Annotated in this window: 16 protein-coding genes and 1 riboswitch; of the genes, 12 read left to right on the top strand and 4 right to left on the bottom strand. The window is 64.9% G+C overall.

What is annotated here, in order from left to right; translation table 11 throughout:
• Nucleotides 1-4 precede the first annotated feature (4 nt).
• Nucleotides 5-658: a phosphoribosylglycinamide formyltransferase gene (gene purN / locus ACNFCH_RS13375; protein WP_337157439.1), complete on the bottom strand. Its 654-nt coding sequence runs from the start codon at nucleotides 656-658 to the stop codon at nucleotides 5-7.
• Entirely contained in the window at nucleotides 658-1,716 is a 1,059-nt protein-coding gene (gene purM / locus ACNFCH_RS13370; protein ID WP_070091728.1) for a phosphoribosylformylglycinamidine cyclo-ligase, read from the bottom strand. Before purM ends, purN begins: the two co-directional genes overlap by 1 nt.
• A 343-nt stretch (nucleotides 1,717-2,059) precedes the next feature.
• Between purM and ACNFCH_RS13365 the strand changes: the two genes are divergently transcribed.
• From ACNFCH_RS13365 to ACNFCH_RS13345, 5 genes are all read left to right on the top strand, one after another.
• A complete protein-coding gene (locus ACNFCH_RS13365) occupies nucleotides 2,060-3,133 on the top strand; it encodes a DUF2066 domain-containing protein (RefSeq protein WP_416742961.1) in 1,074 nt (357 codons plus the stop codon).
• A gap of 12 nt (nucleotides 3,134-3,145) precedes the next feature.
• Nucleotides 3,146-4,219 carry an AI-2E family transporter gene (locus ACNFCH_RS13360; RefSeq protein ID WP_416742960.1) on the top strand — a complete coding sequence of 358 codons (1,074 nt, stop codon included), beginning with the start codon at nucleotides 3,146-3,148 and terminating at the stop codon, nucleotides 4,217-4,219.
• Nucleotides 4,220-4,458: 239 nt separating this feature from the next.
• Nucleotides 4,459-5,163, top strand: a complete 705-nt coding sequence (gene hda / locus ACNFCH_RS13355; protein ID WP_070091725.1) for a DnaA regulatory inactivator Hda — start codon at nucleotides 4,459-4,461, stop codon at nucleotides 5,161-5,163.
• 125 nt (nucleotides 5,164-5,288) lie between these two features.
• Nucleotides 5,289-5,927 carry a C40 family peptidase gene (locus ACNFCH_RS13350; protein ID WP_337157442.1) on the top strand — a complete coding sequence of 213 codons (639 nt, stop codon included), beginning with the start codon at nucleotides 5,289-5,291 and terminating at the stop codon, nucleotides 5,925-5,927.
• Between the two features lie 141 nt (nucleotides 5,928-6,068).
• Entirely contained in the window at nucleotides 6,069-6,605 is a 537-nt protein-coding gene (locus ACNFCH_RS13345) for a C40 family peptidase (protein ID WP_337157443.1), read from the top strand.
• A gap of 6 nt (nucleotides 6,606-6,611) precedes the next feature.
• Here the strand turns inward: ACNFCH_RS13345 and ACNFCH_RS13340 are convergent, their stop codons facing one another.
• Entirely contained in the window at nucleotides 6,612-7,922 is a 1,311-nt protein-coding gene (locus tag ACNFCH_RS13340) for a sorbosone dehydrogenase family protein (protein ID WP_337157444.1), read from the bottom strand.
• Between the two features lie 143 nt (nucleotides 7,923-8,065).
• Here ACNFCH_RS13340 and ACNFCH_RS13335 point away from each other — a divergent pair, with 143 nt between their 5' ends.
• Entirely contained in the window at nucleotides 8,066-10,606 is a 2,541-nt protein-coding gene (locus tag ACNFCH_RS13335; RefSeq protein WP_416742959.1) for a dermonecrotic toxin domain-containing protein, read from the top strand.
• Between the two features lie 8 nt (nucleotides 10,607-10,614).
• Here the strand turns inward: ACNFCH_RS13335 and ACNFCH_RS13330 are convergent, their stop codons facing one another.
• Nucleotides 10,615-11,193, bottom strand: a complete 579-nt coding sequence (locus ACNFCH_RS13330) for a hypothetical protein (RefSeq protein WP_416742958.1) — start codon at nucleotides 11,191-11,193, stop codon at nucleotides 10,615-10,617.
• Nucleotides 11,194-11,327: 134 nt separating this feature from the next.
• Nucleotides 11,328-11,552: riboswitch (cobalamin riboswitch) on the top strand.
• A 120-nt stretch (nucleotides 11,553-11,672) separates the two neighbouring features.
• Here ACNFCH_RS13330 and cobO point away from each other — a divergent pair.
• From cobO to ACNFCH_RS13300, 6 genes are read left to right on the top strand one after another with little or no spacing between them, the layout of a single operon-like run.
• Complete coding sequence (gene cobO / locus ACNFCH_RS13325; RefSeq protein ID WP_416742957.1) at nucleotides 11,673-12,284, top strand: cob(I)yrinic acid a,c-diamide adenosyltransferase; 612 nt, start codon at nucleotides 11,673-11,675, stop codon at nucleotides 12,282-12,284.
• Entirely contained in the window at nucleotides 12,281-13,576 is a 1,296-nt protein-coding gene (locus tag ACNFCH_RS13320) for a cobyrinate a,c-diamide synthase (protein WP_416742956.1), read from the top strand. Before cobO ends, ACNFCH_RS13320 begins: the two co-directional genes overlap by 4 nt.
• On the top strand, nucleotides 13,573-14,223 hold the full coding sequence (gene bluB, locus ACNFCH_RS13315) for a 5,6-dimethylbenzimidazole synthase (RefSeq protein ID WP_416742955.1): 651 nt from the start codon (nucleotides 13,573-13,575) through the stop codon (nucleotides 14,221-14,223). The genes ACNFCH_RS13320 and bluB overlap by 4 nt, the downstream gene beginning before the upstream one ends.
• Nucleotides 14,220-15,128 carry an adenosylcobinamide-phosphate synthase CbiB gene (gene cbiB, locus ACNFCH_RS13310; RefSeq protein ID WP_416742954.1) on the top strand — a complete coding sequence of 303 codons (909 nt, stop codon included), beginning with the start codon at nucleotides 14,220-14,222 and terminating at the stop codon, nucleotides 15,126-15,128. Before bluB ends, cbiB begins: the two co-directional genes overlap by 4 nt.
• On the top strand, nucleotides 15,121-16,113 hold the full coding sequence (cobD, locus tag ACNFCH_RS13305; protein ID WP_416742953.1) for a threonine-phosphate decarboxylase CobD: 993 nt from the start codon (nucleotides 15,121-15,123) through the stop codon (nucleotides 16,111-16,113). The genes cbiB and cobD overlap by 8 nt, the downstream gene beginning before the upstream one ends.
• A complete protein-coding gene (locus ACNFCH_RS13300; RefSeq protein WP_337157452.1) occupies nucleotides 16,110-17,564 on the top strand; it encodes a cobyric acid synthase in 1,455 nt (484 codons plus the stop codon). The genes cobD and ACNFCH_RS13300 overlap by 4 nt, the downstream gene beginning before the upstream one ends.

The raw sequence follows: 17,564 nt of genomic DNA, 5'->3' as shown, positions 1-17,564 counted from the left end.
TCTCCTAGGGTCGAATCAAGTGACCGCTGGCCGCCAAGGGCTGGCCATCCAGTAGTGCGCCGTGTTCGCCCAGACGCAAGCGTCCTTCGGCGAACCAGCGCACCGCCAGCGGATAGATCTGGTGTTCCTGGCGATGAACTCGCTGTGCCAGGCTGTCGGGTGTGTCGCCTGGCTCCACCGGTACCACTGCCTGTACGACCAGAGGGCCGCCATCGAGTTCCTCGGTGACGAAGTGTACGCTGCAACCATGCTCCGCGTCGCCCGCCTCCAGCGCACGCTGGTGGGTGTGCAGCCCCTTGTACTTGGGCAACAGTGACGGATGGATGTTGAGCAGGCGGCCCTGGTAGTGGCGTACGAAGCCGCCACTCAAGATGCGCATGAAGCCCGCCAGTACCACCAGGTCAGGCTCGAAACCATCGATCAGCGCCATCAGCGCCGCATCGAAGGCTTCACGGCCATCGAAGCCACCGTGCGCGAGCACGGCGGTCTCGATACCCGCGGCCTGGGCCCGTTGCAGGCCATAGGCATCGGCGCGATTGGAAATCACGCCACGGATGCGCACCGGGCTGTCTTCGCCACGGCTGGTGTCGATCAGCGCTTGCAGGTTGCTGCCGGAGCCCGACAGCAGTACCACGACATTGCAGGTCTTGCTTGGCATCAGTGCGCCTTGAGGTTTTGCAGCTCGACCTGGGCGGCATCCGCCGGTGCTTCGGCGATGCGGCCGATGACCCATGGCTGCTCGCCGGCGTCACGCAGCACCTGCAGGGCGCTGTCGACCTTGTCCTGGGCCACGCAGATGACCATGCCGACGCCGCAGTTCAGGACGCGGTGCATCTCGTGCTCGTCGACGTTGCCTTTTTCCTGCAGGAAGTCGAATACCGCCGGGCGCTGCCAGCTGGCCACGTCGATGATGGCCTGGGCATTGTCGGGCAGGACGCGTGGGATGTTGTCCAGCAGGCCACCGCCGGTGATGTGGGCCATCGCCTTGACCGCGCCGGTGTCTTTGATCAGCTTGAGCAGCGGCTTGACGTAAATGCGGGTCGGGGCCATCAGCAGGTCGGCCAGCGGCTTGCCGTCGAGCTGGGTGTTCTCGATGTCGGTGCCGGACACTTCGAGGATCTTGCGGATCAGCGAGTAGCCGTTGGAGTGCGGGCCGGAGGACGGCAGGGCGATCAGGGCGTCACCGGTGACGACCTTGGAGCCGTCGATGATTTCGGACTTTTCCACCACGCCGACGCAGAAGCCGGCCAGGTCGTAGTCTTCGCCTTCGTACATGCCAGGCATCTCGGCGGTCTCACCACCGACCAGGGAGCAGCCGGCCAGTTCGCAGCCGGCGCCAATGCCGGTGACCACGGTGGCGGCCACGTCGACGTTGAGCTTGCCGGTGGCGTAGTAGTCGAGGAAGAACAGCGGTTCGGCACCACAGACCACCAGGTCGTTGACGCACATGGCGACCAGGTCCTGGCCGATGCTGTCGTGCTTGTTCAGGTTCAGCGCCAGGCGCAGCTTGGTGCCGACGCCATCGGTGCCGGAGACCAGAACCGGCTGCTTGTAGCCGGCCGGGATCTCGCAAAGGGCGCCGAAGCCGCCCAGGCCACCCATGACTTCAGGGCGTGCGGTGCGCTTGGCCACGCCCTTGATGCGTTCGACCAGTGCTTCGCCGGCGTCGATGTCTACACCGGCGTCCTTGTAGCTCAGGGAGGGTTGCTTGCTCATTGATCCAGGCCTTTAAGAGGGAGGGATTCGGGAAAACGACCGCGACGGCCAAGGCCGGCTCGAAGGGCGGCGGCTGCCTGTACGTCACTGGTCTGCGAAGGCGCGCGATTTTATCAGGGTTGCCGGGCAGCGGCCATCCTCAGGCCGACGGGCAGGCCGGGAATCTGGCAAAAAACATCCTTTCACTGGCCGCGACTGGTTGCCGCGCCAGTGCCTGTATAAGGTAATAGCAATGGCGGCGGGCCGAATTTGTCCGGCATGGCGGAGCGTTTTGCGCAGTGTCGTGGTCACAGCAGCAGATTCGGGGCCTGACGCCCCTTGGTCATCTGGACAGGAATCCTCCATGCGTTTTCTCAATCACCTGGCTGTCGCCTGCCTGGTCGCGGTCAGTGCCGTGGTCCAGGCCGAGCCGGTCTCCGGGCTCTACCAGGTCCGTGAACCCGTCGAAGGACAGGGCGGCGAAGCCCGCGCCCAGGCCACCAGCAAGGCCTTGGACACACTGGTGCTGCGCCTGACCGGCGATCCCAAGGCCGCGCAGAGCCCCGCCCTGGCAGCCCTGCGCAAGGACCCGCAGCAAATCATCAACCAGGTGGGCTCCGAAGCCGGTCCGCCTGAAACCCTGTTGGTGGAGTTCGACCCAGGCAGTACCGAACGTGCCCTGCGCCAGGCGGGCCTGGCGCTATGGGGCAGCAACCGTCCTTCGATACTCGGCTGGTGGCTGAACGACACTGCCGAGGGCAGCAACCTGGTTGGCGATGGCCAGTCGACGGCCACGCCACTGCGCCGCGCGGCCCAGCACCGTGGCCTGCCGCTGCGCTTGCCCCTGGGCGACCTGCAGGAGCAGTTGGTGGCCAATGCCAAGCAGCTCGAAGGCAGCGACCCCGCGCCGCTGCGTGAGGCATCGGAGCGCTACGGCGCCGATGCGCTGTTGGCGGTGCATGCCCAGGAGGCCGATGGCAAGTGGCAGGGCAAGTGGCAGTTGTGGCTGGGCGATCAGCGCGAGCAAGGCAATGCCGAAGGCGCCGACCAGGCGGCCCTGGCCGATGCGGTGATGTTGGCGGTCAGCACCCGCCTGGCGCCGCGCTACGTCACCCGCCCGGGCGCCAGCAGCGAACTGCAACTGCAAGTGCAGGGCATGAACCTGCAGCACTACGCAGAGCTCAGCCGGGTACTTGAGCCTTACGCCCCGCGTTTGCGACAAGCCGAGGGCAGCACGCTGACTTACAGCGTCACCGGTAACCGCGAGCAGTTGCGTGCTCAGTTGGGGCTGGCCAAGTTGCAGGAGTTGCCACCTGAACAGGCAACAACAGCTCCCGTATCCACCCCGGCGCCTGTCCAGGCGCCCGAGGGACAACCCTCTGCGGTGGCCCAGCCGCCTGCGCCCAAGCCATTCGATGGCTTGCGTTTTCGTTGGTAAGGAGTACCAGGCATGATCGAGGTTCGCCGTTGGGCGTGGTTGGCTGTGGCGCTGCTGGTCGCTGTACTGCTTTATTTTCTGCACAACATCCTGTCGCCGTTTTTGGTAGGCATTCTTCTGGCGTATCTGGCCGACCCGTTGGTCGATCGCCTGGAGCGCATGGGGCTGTCACGCACCTGGGGCGTGGTGGTGGTGTTCAGCCTGTTCACGCTGATTTTCCTGGCCCTGTTGCTGGTGCTGGTTCCGATGCTGGCCAAGCAGCTGGTGCGCCTGTACGAACTGGCGCCACAGATGCTCGACTGGTTGCAGCACGTGGCGTTGCCGTGGGTGCAGAGCCGCTTGGGCTTGGCCGATGGGTTCTGGAAGTTCGACAAGATCAAGGCCGCCATCGGCGCGCACATGGGCCAGACCACCGACATCGTCGGTGTGCTGTTGTCCCAGGCCACGGCCTCGGGCCTGGCGCTGCTCGCCTGGCTGGCCAACCTGGTGCTGATCCCGGTGGTGGGCTTCTACCTGCTGCGCGATTGGGATCTGATGATGGCCAAGCTGCGCAGTCTGCTGCCGCGCCAGCGTGAGAGCCAGGTCGTGGGATTGGCGGGCGAGTGCCATGAGGTGCTTGGGGCATTCGTTCGTGGCCAGTTGCTGGTAATGCTGGCGTTGGGCTTGATCTATGCCGGTGGCCTGATGCTGGTAGGCCTGGAACTGGGCCTTTTGATCGGGCTTTTGGCAGGGCTTGCGGCCATCGTGCCCTACATGGGCTTCATCATTGGTATCGGTGCGGCATTGATCGCAGGCTTGTTCCAGTTTGGTGGCGACCTGTACCCGATGCTGGGCATCGTCGCGGTGTTCATGGTTGGCCAAGCCCTGGAGGGCATGGTGCTGACACCGCTGCTGGTGGGCGATCGAATCGGGCTGCACCCCGTGGCGGTGATTTTCGCCATCCTGGCCGGGGGCGAGTTGTTCGGCTTTACCGGCGTGCTGCTCGCACTGCCGGTGGCGGCGGTGATCATGGTGCTGTTGCGCCATGTGCACGACCTTTACAAGGAGTCGGACATGTACGCAGGGGATATCGACCCGGAGCTTTGACGATCGGAGCGGTAGAAGGCGCTTATTCGATCCCGGAATCCGAAAGACCCCAGTGTACTTTGTAGGAAACGCGGGCATGCCGCCGTAGGACGGCAGCCTCGCAATGGCGGATTTATCATGCAACTCCTTGATTTTACTTGTGCTCTTGCCCTCGCACATTGTGCCGCCCGCGTTGCGGGTATAGACTTTGCACACTGTTCACCAAAGGCCCCCTGTGGTCCTCGCGACCGCCCGCCAGCATGAAACCGATCCAGTTGCCCCTGGGTGTGCGCCTGCGCGATGACGCCACCTTCATCAACTATTATCCGGGCGCCAATGCCGCGGCATTGGGCTACGTCGAGCGGCTTTGCGAAGCCGACGCCGGCTGGACCGAGAGCCTTATTTACCTGTGGGGCAAGCAGGGCGTGGGCCGTACTCATCTGCTCCAGGCTGCGACACACCGCTTCCAACAGTTGGGCGAACCCGCTGTCTACCTGCCCCTTGCACAATTGCTCGACCGTGGCGTAGAGCTGCTCGACTACCTGGAGCAGTACGAGCTGGTGTGCATCGATGACCTTCATGTCATCGCGGGCAAGGCGGATTGGGAAGAGTCCATGTTCCATCTGTTCAACCGCCTGCGTGACAGCGGTCGACGCCTGCTGCTGGCGGCATCCGCCTCGCCGCGTGAACTGCCGATCAAGCTGCCTGACCTCAAATCGCGGCTGACCTTGGCGCTGATCTTCCAGATGCGCGGGCTGTCCGACGAGGACAAGCTGCGCGCCTTGCAATTGCGCGCTTCGCGGCGCGGTCTGCACCTGACCGATGAGGTCGGCCATTTCATCCTTACCCGTGGCGCGCGCAGCATGAGCGCGCTGTTCGACCTGCTCGAGCGTCTCGACCAGGCCTCCCTGCAAGCACAGCGCAAGCTGACCATCCCGTTCCTCAAGGAAACCTTGGGCTGGTAGCCCCGAAACACGCGGGCCAGAGCCCGAAAACAGAAAAGTCACATTTTTTTCGATAAAATTTGCAAATGACCCTCATAGAAGGCATAGTTCCACCCTTCTAAAGGATTACAGACACGGTCGTGCCCATGCTGAAGCGCTTCGCACCCCTCGTGCCACTTGCACTTGTGACCCTGCTTTTTGGCTGCGCCTCCCAAGGCCCCGTTTCCCAGCCGCAGGATCAAAACTCGATCGCCGCGCATTCCGCGAGCCTGATCAAACCCTCCGCCTCTTCCGTTTTCGGTGAAGAGCCGCTGGCCACTGAAGAAGACCTGGAAGCCTTTTCCGGCAACAGCAAGCCCTATGAGCTGCCAGCCCTGGCCGACAGCATCCTGGAGCGTGGCATGTCGCTGATCGGCACCCGTTACCGCTTTGGCGGTACCTCGGAGAAGTCCGGCTTCGATTGCAGCGGTTTCATTGGTTATTTGTTCCGCGAAGAAGCCGGCCTGAACCTGCCGCGCTCGACTCGCGAGATGATCAATGTCGATGCGCCGAAAGTGTCCCGCAACAAGCTCAAGCCTGGCGATCTGCTGTTCTTCAGCACCAACGGCCGTGGCCGTGTGAGTCATGCCGGTATCTATCTGGGTGACAATCAGTTCATCCACTCCAGCAGCCGCCGCAGCGGCGGTGTACGCATCGACAACCTGGGCGATCGTTACTGGAGCAAGACCTTCATCGAAGCCAAGCGTGCCTTGGCCATGGCGCCGACCACAATCTCGCGCAACTGATATCAAAATGATGTACCCTGCCGCGGCGGCGATGCTGAAAAGCTCGCCGCCGTGCGCATTTACAGAAAGCGTCTAATCTAAATTCTCACCACTTTTTGGCTTCGGCTGCGGCCGAACGGTTCCAGACAGGATGTTCTGACCATGGCGATGTTGGCGCGCTTCGCATTCCTCTCCCTGGCGGCACTGCTCGCGGCCTGCTCCAGCCATGCCCCTGCACCGGCGCCGGCGGCCAAGCCGAAGGTCATTTTCAATCAGCAAGCGTCATCCTCGCCCATGGCCGAGGACGTGCTGTTCCGTGCCATCGGCCTGGTGGGCACGCCGTATCGCTGGGGTGGCAACACGCCGGATGCGGGGTTCGATTGCAGTGGCCTGATTGGCTATGTGTACCGGGACGCCGCAGGGATCAGCCTGCCGCGTTCGACCCGCGAGATGATCGTCATGCGCGCGCCCAATGTGGACATCAACGCCCTGCAATCCGGAGACTTGGTGTTCTTCGCCACCAGCGGTGGGTCGCAGGTCAGCCACGCCGGTATCTACGTGGGGGAAGGGCGTTTCGTGCATGCGCCGTCCACGGGCGGCACGGTGCGTCTGGACTACCTGTCCAACAGCTACTGGGCCCGGGCCTACCTGCAGGCCAAGCGCGTACTGCCCGCTGGGCATCTGGCACAGAACCCCTGAGCCCCTTCACTTTCGGCTCACGCGCCAAACCACATTGCCCACATCGTCCGCCACCAAGAGCCCGCCTCGGTCATTGACCACGCCCACCGGGCGTCCCATGGCCTTGCCCTTGGCATCGAGAAAACCGGTCAGCAGGTCGATCGGTTGGCCAGCGGGCTTACCTTCGCTGTTGAAGGGTACGAAGATCACTTTGTAGCCGCTGTGCGGTTTGCGATTCCAAGACCCATGCTGGCCCACGAAGGCGCCCTGCTCGAACGGCGGCGGCAAGCCACCGGCCTGGGCAAATGCCAGGCCCAGCGATGCGGTATGTGGCCCTACCGCGTAGTCCGGCACGATCGCCTGGGCCACTTTGCCGGGATCCTGGGGCTCGACCCGTTGATCCACATGCTGCCCGTAGTAACTGAACGGCCAGCCGTAGAAGCCGCCGTCCTTCACCGAGGTGATGTAGTCAGGCACCAGGTCGCTGCCGATCTCGTCGCGTTCATTGACCGCCGTCCACAACGCGCCGGTGCGGGGCTCCCAGGCCAGCCCGTTGGGGTTGCGCAGGCCTGAGGCGAAGATGCGGTGTTCACCGCTGGCCGGGTCCACTTCCCAGATAGCGGCACGGCCTTGTTCCTTTTCCAGGCCGTTCTCGCCGACATTGCTGTTGGAGCCCACCGTGACGTACAGCTTCTTGCCGTCGGGGCTGGCGATGACATTCTTGGTCCAGTGGTGGTTCAGCGGGCCGCCGGGCAGGTCGAGTACCGGGTGGCCCTCCGCGCGCAACTGCATCGCGCCGTCCTCATAGTGAAAGCGCAACAGCCGGTCAGTGTCGGCGACATACAGATCCTTGCCCACCAGGGTCATGCCGAAGGGGGAGTTGAGGCCTTCGATGAACGTACTGCGCACCTCGGCGACGCCATCATGATCGGCATCGCGCAGCAGGGTGATGCGATTGGCGCTGGGGACCCGGGCGCCGGCACGCGCCATGACCTTGCCCATCACCCAGCCGCGCAGGCCCTTGCCATCCTCAGGCTTGGGTGGCGCATTGGTCTCGGCCACCAGTACATCGCCATTGGGCAGCACATAGAGCCAGCGCGGGTGATCGAGGTCTCGGGCGAAGGCCACCACTTGGGTGCCGGCGGCGGGCGTCGGTGTGGCGCCTTCCGGCCAGCCGATCGCCGGGGCTATGTTCACGGTCGGGATCAGGGTCTTGTTGGGTTCGGGCAGGCGGGGCGAGGGGCCGAAGCCGTCGCTGACCGCCAGGCGCGCGGACTCGCCGCAGGCGCCGAGGCTGATGGTCAGGGCCAGCAATACCGCTATACGCATCCTGTCCATGCTCGGAATCCTCATTGGGGCTTGTGAGAATTGAGAGTCGGATGCGTTGGCGTAGGTTCATTTCGGGCGCCTAGACCTATCTACCGCCGAGAGGGTGCGGCGATGACAAACATGGCAGGTCCTCGACTCAACTGGATCTGACCATGTCCGACCTTCAATCGACATTGCTTCACAACCTCAAGGTACTGGGTACCGGGCGTGCACTGGCACGGCTGGCAGATGACTTCCTGGAGCACTATCCCGATCCCTGGCGGCTGGCCCAGCAGCACGCCAGGCAGATTCTGCACCGTCATACCGGCAAGGACTGGGACCCGGACCAAATCTGGTGGCACCAGTTCACCGATGCCGCGTCCAGCCATCGTAGCTTCACGGGGTGGGCGCATTACCAGCGCCCGGTCAAGTCGATGCGCTTCACCGAGCTGATGATCAAGCGCTTCGACGTCGGCTTCCAGGATGCCAGCGACGAGTTGGACCTGTACGGCGGTTTCTATCGCCAGGGGCCGCACGCGGAGCGTTTCGATGAGCGCAACGAAGTGCCGGTGCTGGCCCGGGATATCCAGAAGGATTTCTGGAGCCTGGATTTCGCCCAGGTCATGCGCGATGACGTGGAGGCCTTCTGGAGGGCGCGCGCCAGTGATTTCAAGGTGCTCGCCAAGGTCAGCCTGCTGGCGCACTGCAAGCAAGCCGAGCGCCAGGGGCGGCTCAGTGCAGACGATGCGCGCCAGGTACGCGGCCTTGTTTCGAGCGTCCTCGCCTTCACCGATCAAGCGCCGACCTTGGAACAGCTGCGCAAGGAGTCTGGGGAAGGGGAGATCGATATCACGGCCTATCGACCGAGCGTAGGCCGGGCCTGCCTGTACATCCTGCGTCCGTCCAGCGGGCGCGTCTGGCTGTACATGCCCTATGACGAACAGGCCTTCAGAGGCTTCGCCTCGGACCAGGCCATGGCGCACTGGCTGCGTGGCTGGGCGGGCAGTACCGATGGCATGAAGCGTTTGCGGGCGGCGGTCGCGCAGGCGCATCTGGACGACGCCCCGCAGGAGGCTCTGGATGCGCTGCAGCAACTGGCCGCCAGCCCCAGCGACGCCGCTCTTTTGATGCTGCTCCAGCAGTCCAGCACACAGGCGGTGGGCAGTCTGCTTACTCAGTTGCGAGACGATGCCCGCAGCGACATGCGGCACAACGCCAAGCTGATGGTCGACAACAGTCAACTGCGCAAGGCCATGCTCAATGGCTACCTCGCAGCGTTCATCAATATCAGTGCATTGCTGGTGCCGTTGTCACCTGGCATCAGCCTGGCGATCCTGGCGGCGTCGGTGACCAAGGTCTGGCTGGACGTGGATGCCGCGGTGCACGCGCGTAGCCGCCAGGAACGGCAAGAGGCCTTGCGTGGCGCGATCATCGACTCGATCTTCGCCGCGTTGAACATGATCGAAGTGGGGCTGGGCAGCACGCATGCCTCCCTGGCCTACCGGGCACCGTTTCACGAAACCGACGTACCGCTGAGCGAATGGCGAGAAGTGGCGCAACCCCAGCGCCTGCTCGAAGACGAGCAAGCCAATGAGGTCCTGGAGGGGATGCAGCCAGGTAGCCAGGCATTGCGTGGCATCCGGCTTGGCGCCCATGGCGAGTGCTGGATCGAACTACAAGGCCTGCCCTATCGCGTACGCTACAGCAGCGAGCTGGGTACCTGGCTGATCGTCCCGCCGGACAATCCCTTCGCTTTCGGGCCGATTCGTCCGGTGCGTCTGAACGAGGCGGGTGCATGGGAGCTGCTGGCGCCGGCGCGCCTGGCAGGCGGCGCGCCGGAAGGTGCGCTTGCCCAGCGATCGTCCGCTTTCTGGGATGAATACATGCTGACCGATGAGCAGCGCAGCGAGGTCATGTCCGATGCGGCGCTGCTGCGCCAGCGAAACCTGCTCGAGCAAGAGGACATCCCGGAGCTTGCCAGCGACGCCGAGCCGCTGGTGGACGACGAAGGCTTCGACTATATCGACCACCACGGCACGCCTGCCTACACCTTCAAACACGATGGCGCGCTCAAGAATCACCTGATCGATGTCTACACCGTGGATGACTCGATCAACGACTACCTGCGCCGGGGCGAACGAAGCTTCAACTACGCCGATGAGGTCGGCTATCTCAACAAGCTGACTGACGCGGTGGAGCAATTGCCCGCCCATGCCGATGTGCCGCTGTATCGCGGCGGATGTGGTGATCGCGGCACCAGTGGCGTGCATTTTCGCACCGGGCAGTTCAAGGAAGGTGACATTCTGGTCAATACCGACCTGACCTCCTTCACTGAAAATCCCTACATCATTCGCAAATTTGCCGCCGACCCGGACCAGCTCTCGAGCCGTGGCCTGGAAGGGGTATTCGACGACACCTCCGTGGTGTTCGAGCTGCCCGCCAACAGCTACCGCAGCGGCAAGCTGATCGCGCCATTTTCTTCCCACAAATATGAGGCCGAGACCCTGTTCCTGCCGGGGGCTTACTTTCGTGTCGATGCACTCAGTGAAATCACCGGTGTGGATTATCACTTCGTCAACGTCAGGCTCCGGCAGGTGAGCAAGCCGCAAAGCGGTCCGGTGTATGACCTGCGCAGCGGGCAGCTGTTCGACAGGGCGGCTTATGTCGAACGTCTGGGGGACCCGCACCTGGTCGATCGGTTCTTCGCGCCCTGAGCCAGGGCTCACGCCTGCTTGAGCAGTAGCGCCACCCCAGGGAAATACTGCCCCAACTCGTTGTGCAGCGAGCGATAGGCATAAGGGAAGTGCCAGGCGATCGCACAGGCCGTGTGCTTTTGCAGGTCGTCGACCAGGTCCTGCAGCTCCTCGGGGCTGGCGTGCTGGCCAGCCTTCCAGGGGCTGACGAACAGCGCGCCGGCCTTGAGCTGGCTAGGGTAGGCGATCGGACGGGCCAGGGTTGCGGCTTCCTGCAGGGCGGTGCTCAGGTCCAGGCGCGCAATGCGCGGCCAGCGCTGGCTGACATGCAAATGAACGGATTCCTCGTTGGTGCTGATCGACAGATCGCAGCGCCCCTCGCGTTCACCTTCGTCGCGTTGCTTCTTGCTGGGGTACTGCGCCAGGGCCACTTGTTCGGCCTGCCAGGCGGCGGCTGCGAGCAGCCCGCTGTTGGTGGCCGCGCCGTGCCAGTAGGGCGCCTCGCTGTCGCCGTGCACCTGGTTGAAACGGTCGATGCATTCGATCCAGCCTTCCAGGGTCGGTCGCAGAAATTCCAGGTTCTGGTTGTTGATGATCAGGCCTCGCATGCTGCGCTCTCCTTGTTGTTTTGACCGCATTGCCGAAAACTGATGGCTATGTGATATCACTGCTGCACGTCCGGCACAAGTCATGGGATCGAGCGTCCGGTTCGCTTCATTGACGCTCCCGCCCCAACCCTCTAACCTTCGCGCGTGTTTCAGGTGCTCTGCCAGCCTCAGGCTGGGCAGGGTGAAACTGGGAAGCCGGTGGGCGCCAGCAAGGCGCGAATCCGGCGCTGCCCCCGCAACGGTAGGTGAGACAAAGGCCGCGCAGAGCCACTGGATACGCGTATCCGGGAAGGCGCGCGACCCATGGGCCAAGGCCCTGCTCACGAGCCCGGAGACCGGCCTGTCACTGCCAACGGCATCACGGAGGGTGATGCGCGGTGCACCGTGGCGCTTGCCGCGGCCCCTGCGCGTTCTCCGTCTGCCTGTCTATCGACCTGTCGTCGCTTTCCGTGCGCGGCGACGGCCTGCGGAGAATCCTGATGAGCGAATCCACCGAACGCGACGAACGTCACCTGGCGCGCATGCAGCGCAAGAAGGCGATCATCGACGAGCGAATCGCCAATGCCCCCAATGAATGCGGCCTGCTGCTGGTGCTCACCGGCAACGGCAAGGGCAAGAGCAGCTCGGCCTTCGGCATGCTCGCCCGCGCCATGGGGCATGGCATGCAGTGCGGCGTGGTGCAGTTCATCAAGGGCCGCGACAGCACGGGCGAAGAGCTGTTCTACCGCCGCTTCCCCGAACAGGTGCGCTACCACGTGATGGGCGAGGGCTTTACCTGGGAAACCCAGGACCGCCAGCGTGACATCACCGCCGCCGAGGCCGCCTGGGCGGTATCGCGCCAGCTGTTGCAGGATCCGTCGGTGCAGTTCGTGGTGCTGGACGAGCTGAACATCGCGCTCAAGCACGGCTACCTGGATCTGGACCAAGTGCTGTCGGACCTGCAGGCCCGCCCGCCCATGCAGCATGTGATCGTCACCGGCCGCGCTGCCAAGCCCGAGATGATCGAGCTGGCCGACACCGTCACCGAAATGGGGGTGATCAAGCACGCCTTCCAGGCCGGCATCCGTGCCCAGAAGGGCGTGGAGCTATGAGCCAGACCCGGCATTGCCCGGCGGTGCTGATAGCGGCACCGGCTTCCGGTCAGGGCAAGACCACGGTCACCGCTGCCCTGGCGCGCCTGCACCGCAACCTTGGTCGCAAGGTCCGGGTGTTCAAGTGTGGGCCTGATTTCCTCGACCCGATGATCCTCGAACGTGCCAGTGGTGCGCCGGTGTACCAGCTCGACCTGTGGATGATCGGGGCAGAAGAGAGCCGACGTCTGCTCTGGGAGGCGGCAGGCGATGCCGACCTGATCCTGATCGAAGGCGTCATGGGGTTGTTCGACGGCACGCCCTCGAGCGCGGACTTGGCGCGCCACTTCGGCGTGCCGGTGCTGGCGGTGATCGATGGCACGGCCATGGCCCAGACCTTCGGCGCCCTGGCGTTGGGCTTGGCGCGCTATCAACCTGACCTGCCCTTCGCCGGCGTGCTGGCCAATCGGGTCGGCAGCCTGCGCCATGCGCAGTTGCTCGAAGGCAGCCTTACCGAAGGCTTGCGCTGGTATGGCGGGCTGTCCCGCGAGCGCGGCATCGAGTTGCCCAGTCGTCACCTAGGGCTGGTCCAGGCCAGTGAACTCAACGACCTGGACCTGCGTCTGGACGCGGCAGCCCAAGCCCTGGGCGACAGCTGTGACGCTGCCTTGCCGCCGCCTGTGGCGTTCGCCGGGCCAACCCCGGTGACGACCCAGCCGTCCCTGGCGGGCGTGCGCATTGGTGTGGCCCGGGATGAAGCCTTTGCCTTCACCTATGGCGCCAACCTTGACCTGTTGCGTGAGCTCGGCGCGCAACTGCTGTTCTTCTCCCCCGTGCATGACCACGCGTTGCCGCCCGTGGACAGCCTCTATCTGCCCGGCGGCTATCCCGAATTGCATCATCATGCCCTGTCTGCCAACGCGCCGATGCGCGAGGCGATCCGAGCCCATCACGCCCAGGGCAAGCCTTTGCTGGCCGAATGCGGTGGCATGCTCTACCTGCTCGATGCCCTGACCGACGTGGCCGGCGAGCGTGCCGAGCTGCTTGGCCTGCTGCCGGGCGAGGCGGTGATGCAAAAGCGCCTGGCCGCCCTGGCCCTGCAAGCGGTGGCGTTGCCAGAAGGCACCTTGCGTGGCCATACCTATCACCATTCCTTGACCGATACCGCTCTTAAGCCGATCGCACGAGGCCAGAGCCCCAACGGCGGACGTGGCAACGAGGCGGTCTATCGCGTCGGGCGCTTGACCGCGTCCTACGTGCACTTCTATTTCCCTTCCAACCCCGACGCGACGGCGGCGCTGCTGAGACCATGAGCGAACACGCTTTTTCCGCTGTCGAGCGCGCCGCGGTCTACCGCGCCATCGGCGAGCGCCGCGACATGCGCCATTTTGCAGGCGGTGAAGTCGCCCCCGAGCTGCTTGCCCGCCTGCTTGCCGCTGCCCACCAGGCGCCCAGTGTCGGATTGATGCAGCCCTGGCGTTTCATCCGCATCAGTGATCGTGGCTTGCGTGGCCGTATCCAAGCCCTGGTGGAGCAGGAGCGGGCGCGTACCGCCGAAGCCTTGGGCGAGCGCTCCGATGAGTTCATGAAGCTCAAGGTCGAAGGCATCCAGAACTGCGCCGAGGTGCTGGTGGCGGCGCTGATGGACCACCGCGAAGCGCACATCTTCGGCCGCAGGACCTTGCCGGAGATGGACCTGGCCTCGCTCGCCTGTGCCATCCAGAACCTCTGGCTGGCCGCCCGCGCCGAGGGCCTGGGCATGGGCTGGGTGTCGTTGTTCGACCCGCAGGCGCTGGGCGAGCTGCTGGGCATGCCGAAAGGTGCCAAGCCGGTGGCCGTGCTGTGCCTGGGGCCGGTGGCCGAGTTCTATCCCGCGCCGATGCTGGTGCTGGAGCAGTGGGCCCAGGAGCGGCCGCTGAGTGACATGCTCTATGAAAATCATTGGGGAGAGGGGCAATGAGCATCGCTTTACTGACCGTGGCCGGGGTGGCGTTGGATGCCTTGCTGGGTGAGCCAAAACGGCGTCATCCGTTGGTGGGCTTCGGCAACTTCGCGGCGCGCCTGGAGCAGCGTTTGAATGCCGGCGGTCGGGGGTGGCGCAGCCATGGCGTCAGCGCCTGGCTCCTTGCCGTGGTGCCCTTGACCCTGCTGGTGCTGGTGCTCTCCTGGCTACCCTTCATTGGCTGGTGGGTGGATGTACTTGCGCTGTATTGCGCCCTGGGGCTGCGCAGCCTGGGCGAGCATGTGTTGCCTGTGGCCGAGGCGCTGCGCCGGGGAGACCTGGACGAGGCGCGGCGGCGGGTGGGGTTTCTGGTGAGCCGTGAAACCCGTGAGCTGGACGAACCTGCCGTGGCCCGAGCCGCCACCGAATCGGTGCTGGAGAACGGCAGTGATGCGGTGTTCGCGGCGTTGTTCTGGTTCATCGTGGCCGGTGCGCCTGGGGTGGTGCTGTATCGCCTGAGCAATACCCTCGATGCCATGTGGGGCTATCGCAATGAACGCTTCGAGCGTTTCGGCTGGGCCGCGGCGCGTATAGACGATGTGCTCAATTACATTCCCGCCCGGCTGGTGGCCCTGACCTATGCGCTGCTGGGCAAAACACGCCTGGCCCTGGCCTGCTGGCGCAACCAGGCGCCGCTGTGGGACAGCCCGAATGCCGGGCCGGTGATGGCGGCGGGGGCAGGTGCCCTGGGCGTCGAGCTGGGCGGCCCAGCGGTGTACCACGGCGAGCTGCATGAGCGTGCGCGCCTGGGCGAAGGGCCTGCGGCCGACGCCGAGGCCATCGAGCGCGGCTGGAGCCTGGTGCAACGCGGCGTGTGGCTGTGGTTACTGTTGATCTGCCTGGGAGCATACGTGAATGCTTGAACATGGTGGTCGTCTGCTGCGCGCGGTGCGCCAGTACGGCATTGCCCGTGAACAATGGCTGGATCTTTCCAGCGGCATCGCACCTTGGCCCTACGCCATCCCAAAGATTGCGCAGGAGGCCTGGGCACGACTGCCCGAGGTCGAGGATGGCCTGGAGCAGGCGGCGCGCACCTACTATGGCGTCGACAGCCTGCTGCCGGTGGCCGGCTCCCAGGCGGCGATTCAGGCCTTGCCGTGCCTGCGACCTGCCGGGCGGGTCGGCGTACTCGCGCCGTGCTATGCCGAGCACCCGCACGCCTGGCGACGCGCAGGGCACCAGGTGGTCGAGCTGGCCGACGGGCAGGTCGAACAGACCCTGGACAGCCTCGATGTGCTGGTGCTGGTCAACCCCAACAACCCCACGGGGCGCTGCGTCCCGCGCGAGCGCTTGCTCGACTGGCACGCCCGCCTGGCGCGTCGTGGTGGCTGGTTGCTGGTCGACGAAGCCTTCATGGACAACACCCCGGCCCAGAGCATCGTCGATTGCGCCGATCGCGCCGGGCTGATCGTGCTGCGTTCGTTCGGCAAATTCTTTGGCCTGGCCGGCGTGCGACTGGGCTTCGTGATGGCCGAGCAGATCCTGTTGCAGCGCCTGGCCGAACTGCTCGGGCCCTGGACCATCAGCGGCCCGACGCGGGTCCTGGGGCAGTCTTGCTTCAACGACGAAGCGGCCCACCGTACTCAGATCGCCCGTTGCGCCCAAGCCAGTCGGCGTCTGGCGGCGCTGCTCGAAGCGGCCGGTTTGAGGCCCAGTGGCGGCTGCGACCTGTTCCAGTACGTGCGCCTGCCACAGGCCGCGCAGTTGCATGAATTTCTTGCTCGGCGGGGCATCCTGGTGCGCCTGTTCGAACAGCCCCTGGCGGTGCGCCTGGGGCTGCCGGCCACTGAAGCGGATGAGCAGCGCCTGCGCGACGCTCTGGCGGACTACCAGAAGGAGTCGGTATGACCACCCTCATGGTGCAAGGCACCACCTCCGATGCCGGCAAGAGCACACTGGTCACCGCCCTGTGCCGCTGGCTGTTGCGCCAGGGCGTCGATGTGGTGCCGTTCAAGCCGCAGAACATGGCGCTCAACAGTGCTGTGACCGCCGATGGCGGCGAGATCGGCCGCGCCCAGGCGGTGCAGGCCCAGGCTTGCCGGCTGGCGCCACACACCGACATGAACCCGGTATTGCTCAAGCCCAACAGCGACACCGGGGCCCAGGTGATCGTCCATGGCCGTGCCGTCACCTGCATGAATGCGGTGGCCTACCACGACTACAAGGCCATCGCCATGCAAGCGGTGTTGGAATCCCACCAGCGCCTGAGCGCCGCCTACCCAGTGGTGATGGTCGAGGGCGCGGGCTCGCCGGCGGAAATCAACCTGCGTGCGGGCGATATCGCCAACATGGGCTTTGCCGAAGCGGTGGACTGCCCGGTGATCCTGGTGGCGGACATCAACCGTGGCGGGGTCTTCGCCCATCTGGTGGGCACCCTGGAGCTGCTGTCGCCGAGTGAGCAGGCGCGGGTCAAAGGCTTTGTCATCAACCGCTTTCGGGGTGACATCGCCTTGCTGCAACCGGGCCTGGATTGGCTGGAGCAGCGCACCGGCAAGCCGGTGTTGGGTGTGTTGCCCTATGTGACCGACCTGCACCTGGAGGCTGAGGATGCCATCGATGCGCGCCAGGCGACCCAGGCTGGCCGCCTGTTCAAGGTGATCGTCCCGGTGCTGCCGCGTATCAGCAATCACACCGACTTCGACCCGTTGCGCCTGCACCCGCAGGTCGACCTGCAGTTCATCGGCCCCGGCCAGCCGATCCCTCCCGCTGACCTGATCATCCTGCCCGGCTCCAAGAGCGTGCGGGGCGACTTGGCGCAATTGCGTGAGCGCGGCTGGGACGTCGCCATCGCGCGACACCTGCGTTATGGCGGCAAGGTCATCGGCATTTGTGGTGGGCTGCAGATGCTGGGCCGTGAAGTGCAGGACCCGCTGGGCCTGGAAGGCCCGGCCGGCGCCAGCCCTGGGCTGGGCCTGCTCGATTTTGTCACTGTGCTGGAAGCCGAGAAGCAATTGCGCAATGTGCGCGGCACCCTGGGCTTGGAGCAGGCGGCGGTCGGTGGGTATGAAATCCACGCCGGCGTCACCCGCGGCCCGGCCCTGGAACGTCCGGCGGTGCAACTGGACGATGGCCGCTGCGACGGTGCGATCAGCGCCGATGGGCAGGTGCTCGCCACCTACCTGCATGGCCTGTTCGAGGGCAGTCATTCGTGTGCGGCGCTGCTGCGCTGGGCCGGGCTGGAGGATGCCCAGATCATCGACTACGACGCCTTGCGCGAGCGAGACATCGAGCGCCTGGCCGACCTTGTGGAGCAGCACCTGGACACCGCGCGCCTGCGCCAATTGTGTGGAGTCGCCTGA

This window comes from Pseudomonas sp. NY15354 (assembly GCF_048068075.1).
GTDB classification, from domain to species: Bacteria; Pseudomonadota; Gammaproteobacteria; order Pseudomonadales; family Pseudomonadaceae; genus Aquipseudomonas; species Aquipseudomonas guariconensis_C.
This window is presented reverse-complemented; position numbering and strand designations above follow the sequence as displayed.

Excerpts from the sequence above, each read along its gene's own strand:
- bluB (WP_416742955.1), top strand. The coding sequence starts at position 13,573 with ATGAGCGAACACGCTTTTTCCGCTGTCGAGCGCGCCGCGGTCTACCGC.
- ACNFCH_RS13345 (WP_337157443.1), top strand. The coding sequence starts at position 6,069 with ATGGCGATGTTGGCGCGCTTCGCATTCCTCTCCCTGGCGGCACTGCTC.
- ACNFCH_RS13360 (WP_416742960.1), top strand. The coding sequence starts at position 3,146 with ATGATCGAGGTTCGCCGTTGGGCGTGGTTGGCTGTGGCGCTGCTGGTC.
- ACNFCH_RS13340 (WP_337157444.1), bottom strand. The coding sequence starts at position 7,922 with ATGGACAGGATGCGTATAGCGGTATTGCTGGCCCTGACCATCAGCCTC.
- ACNFCH_RS13320 (WP_416742956.1), top strand. The coding sequence starts at position 12,281 with ATGAGCCAGACCCGGCATTGCCCGGCGGTGCTGATAGCGGCACCGGCT.
- ACNFCH_RS13365 (WP_416742961.1), top strand. The coding sequence starts at position 2,060 with ATGCGTTTTCTCAATCACCTGGCTGTCGCCTGCCTGGTCGCGGTCAGT.
- cbiB (WP_416742954.1), top strand. The coding sequence starts at position 14,220 with ATGAGCATCGCTTTACTGACCGTGGCCGGGGTGGCGTTGGATGCCTTG.
- ACNFCH_RS13335 (WP_416742959.1), top strand. The coding sequence starts at position 8,066 with ATGTCCGACCTTCAATCGACATTGCTTCACAACCTCAAGGTACTGGGT.
- purM (WP_070091728.1), bottom strand. The coding sequence starts at position 1,716 with ATGAGCAAGCAACCCTCCCTGAGCTACAAGGACGCCGGTGTAGACATC.
- ACNFCH_RS13330 (WP_416742958.1), bottom strand. The coding sequence starts at position 11,193 with ATGCGAGGCCTGATCATCAACAACCAGAACCTGGAATTTCTGCGACCG.
- cobD (WP_416742953.1), top strand. The coding sequence starts at position 15,121 with ATGCTTGAACATGGTGGTCGTCTGCTGCGCGCGGTGCGCCAGTACGGC.
- ACNFCH_RS13350 (WP_337157442.1), top strand. The coding sequence starts at position 5,289 with ATGCTGAAGCGCTTCGCACCCCTCGTGCCACTTGCACTTGTGACCCTG.
- purN (WP_337157439.1), bottom strand. The coding sequence starts at position 658 with ATGCCAAGCAAGACCTGCAATGTCGTGGTACTGCTGTCGGGCTCCGGC.
- ACNFCH_RS13300 (WP_337157452.1), top strand. The coding sequence starts at position 16,110 with ATGACCACCCTCATGGTGCAAGGCACCACCTCCGATGCCGGCAAGAGC.
- hda (WP_070091725.1), top strand. The coding sequence starts at position 4,459 with ATGAAACCGATCCAGTTGCCCCTGGGTGTGCGCCTGCGCGATGACGCC.
- cobO (WP_416742957.1), top strand. The coding sequence starts at position 11,673 with ATGAGCGAATCCACCGAACGCGACGAACGTCACCTGGCGCGCATGCAG.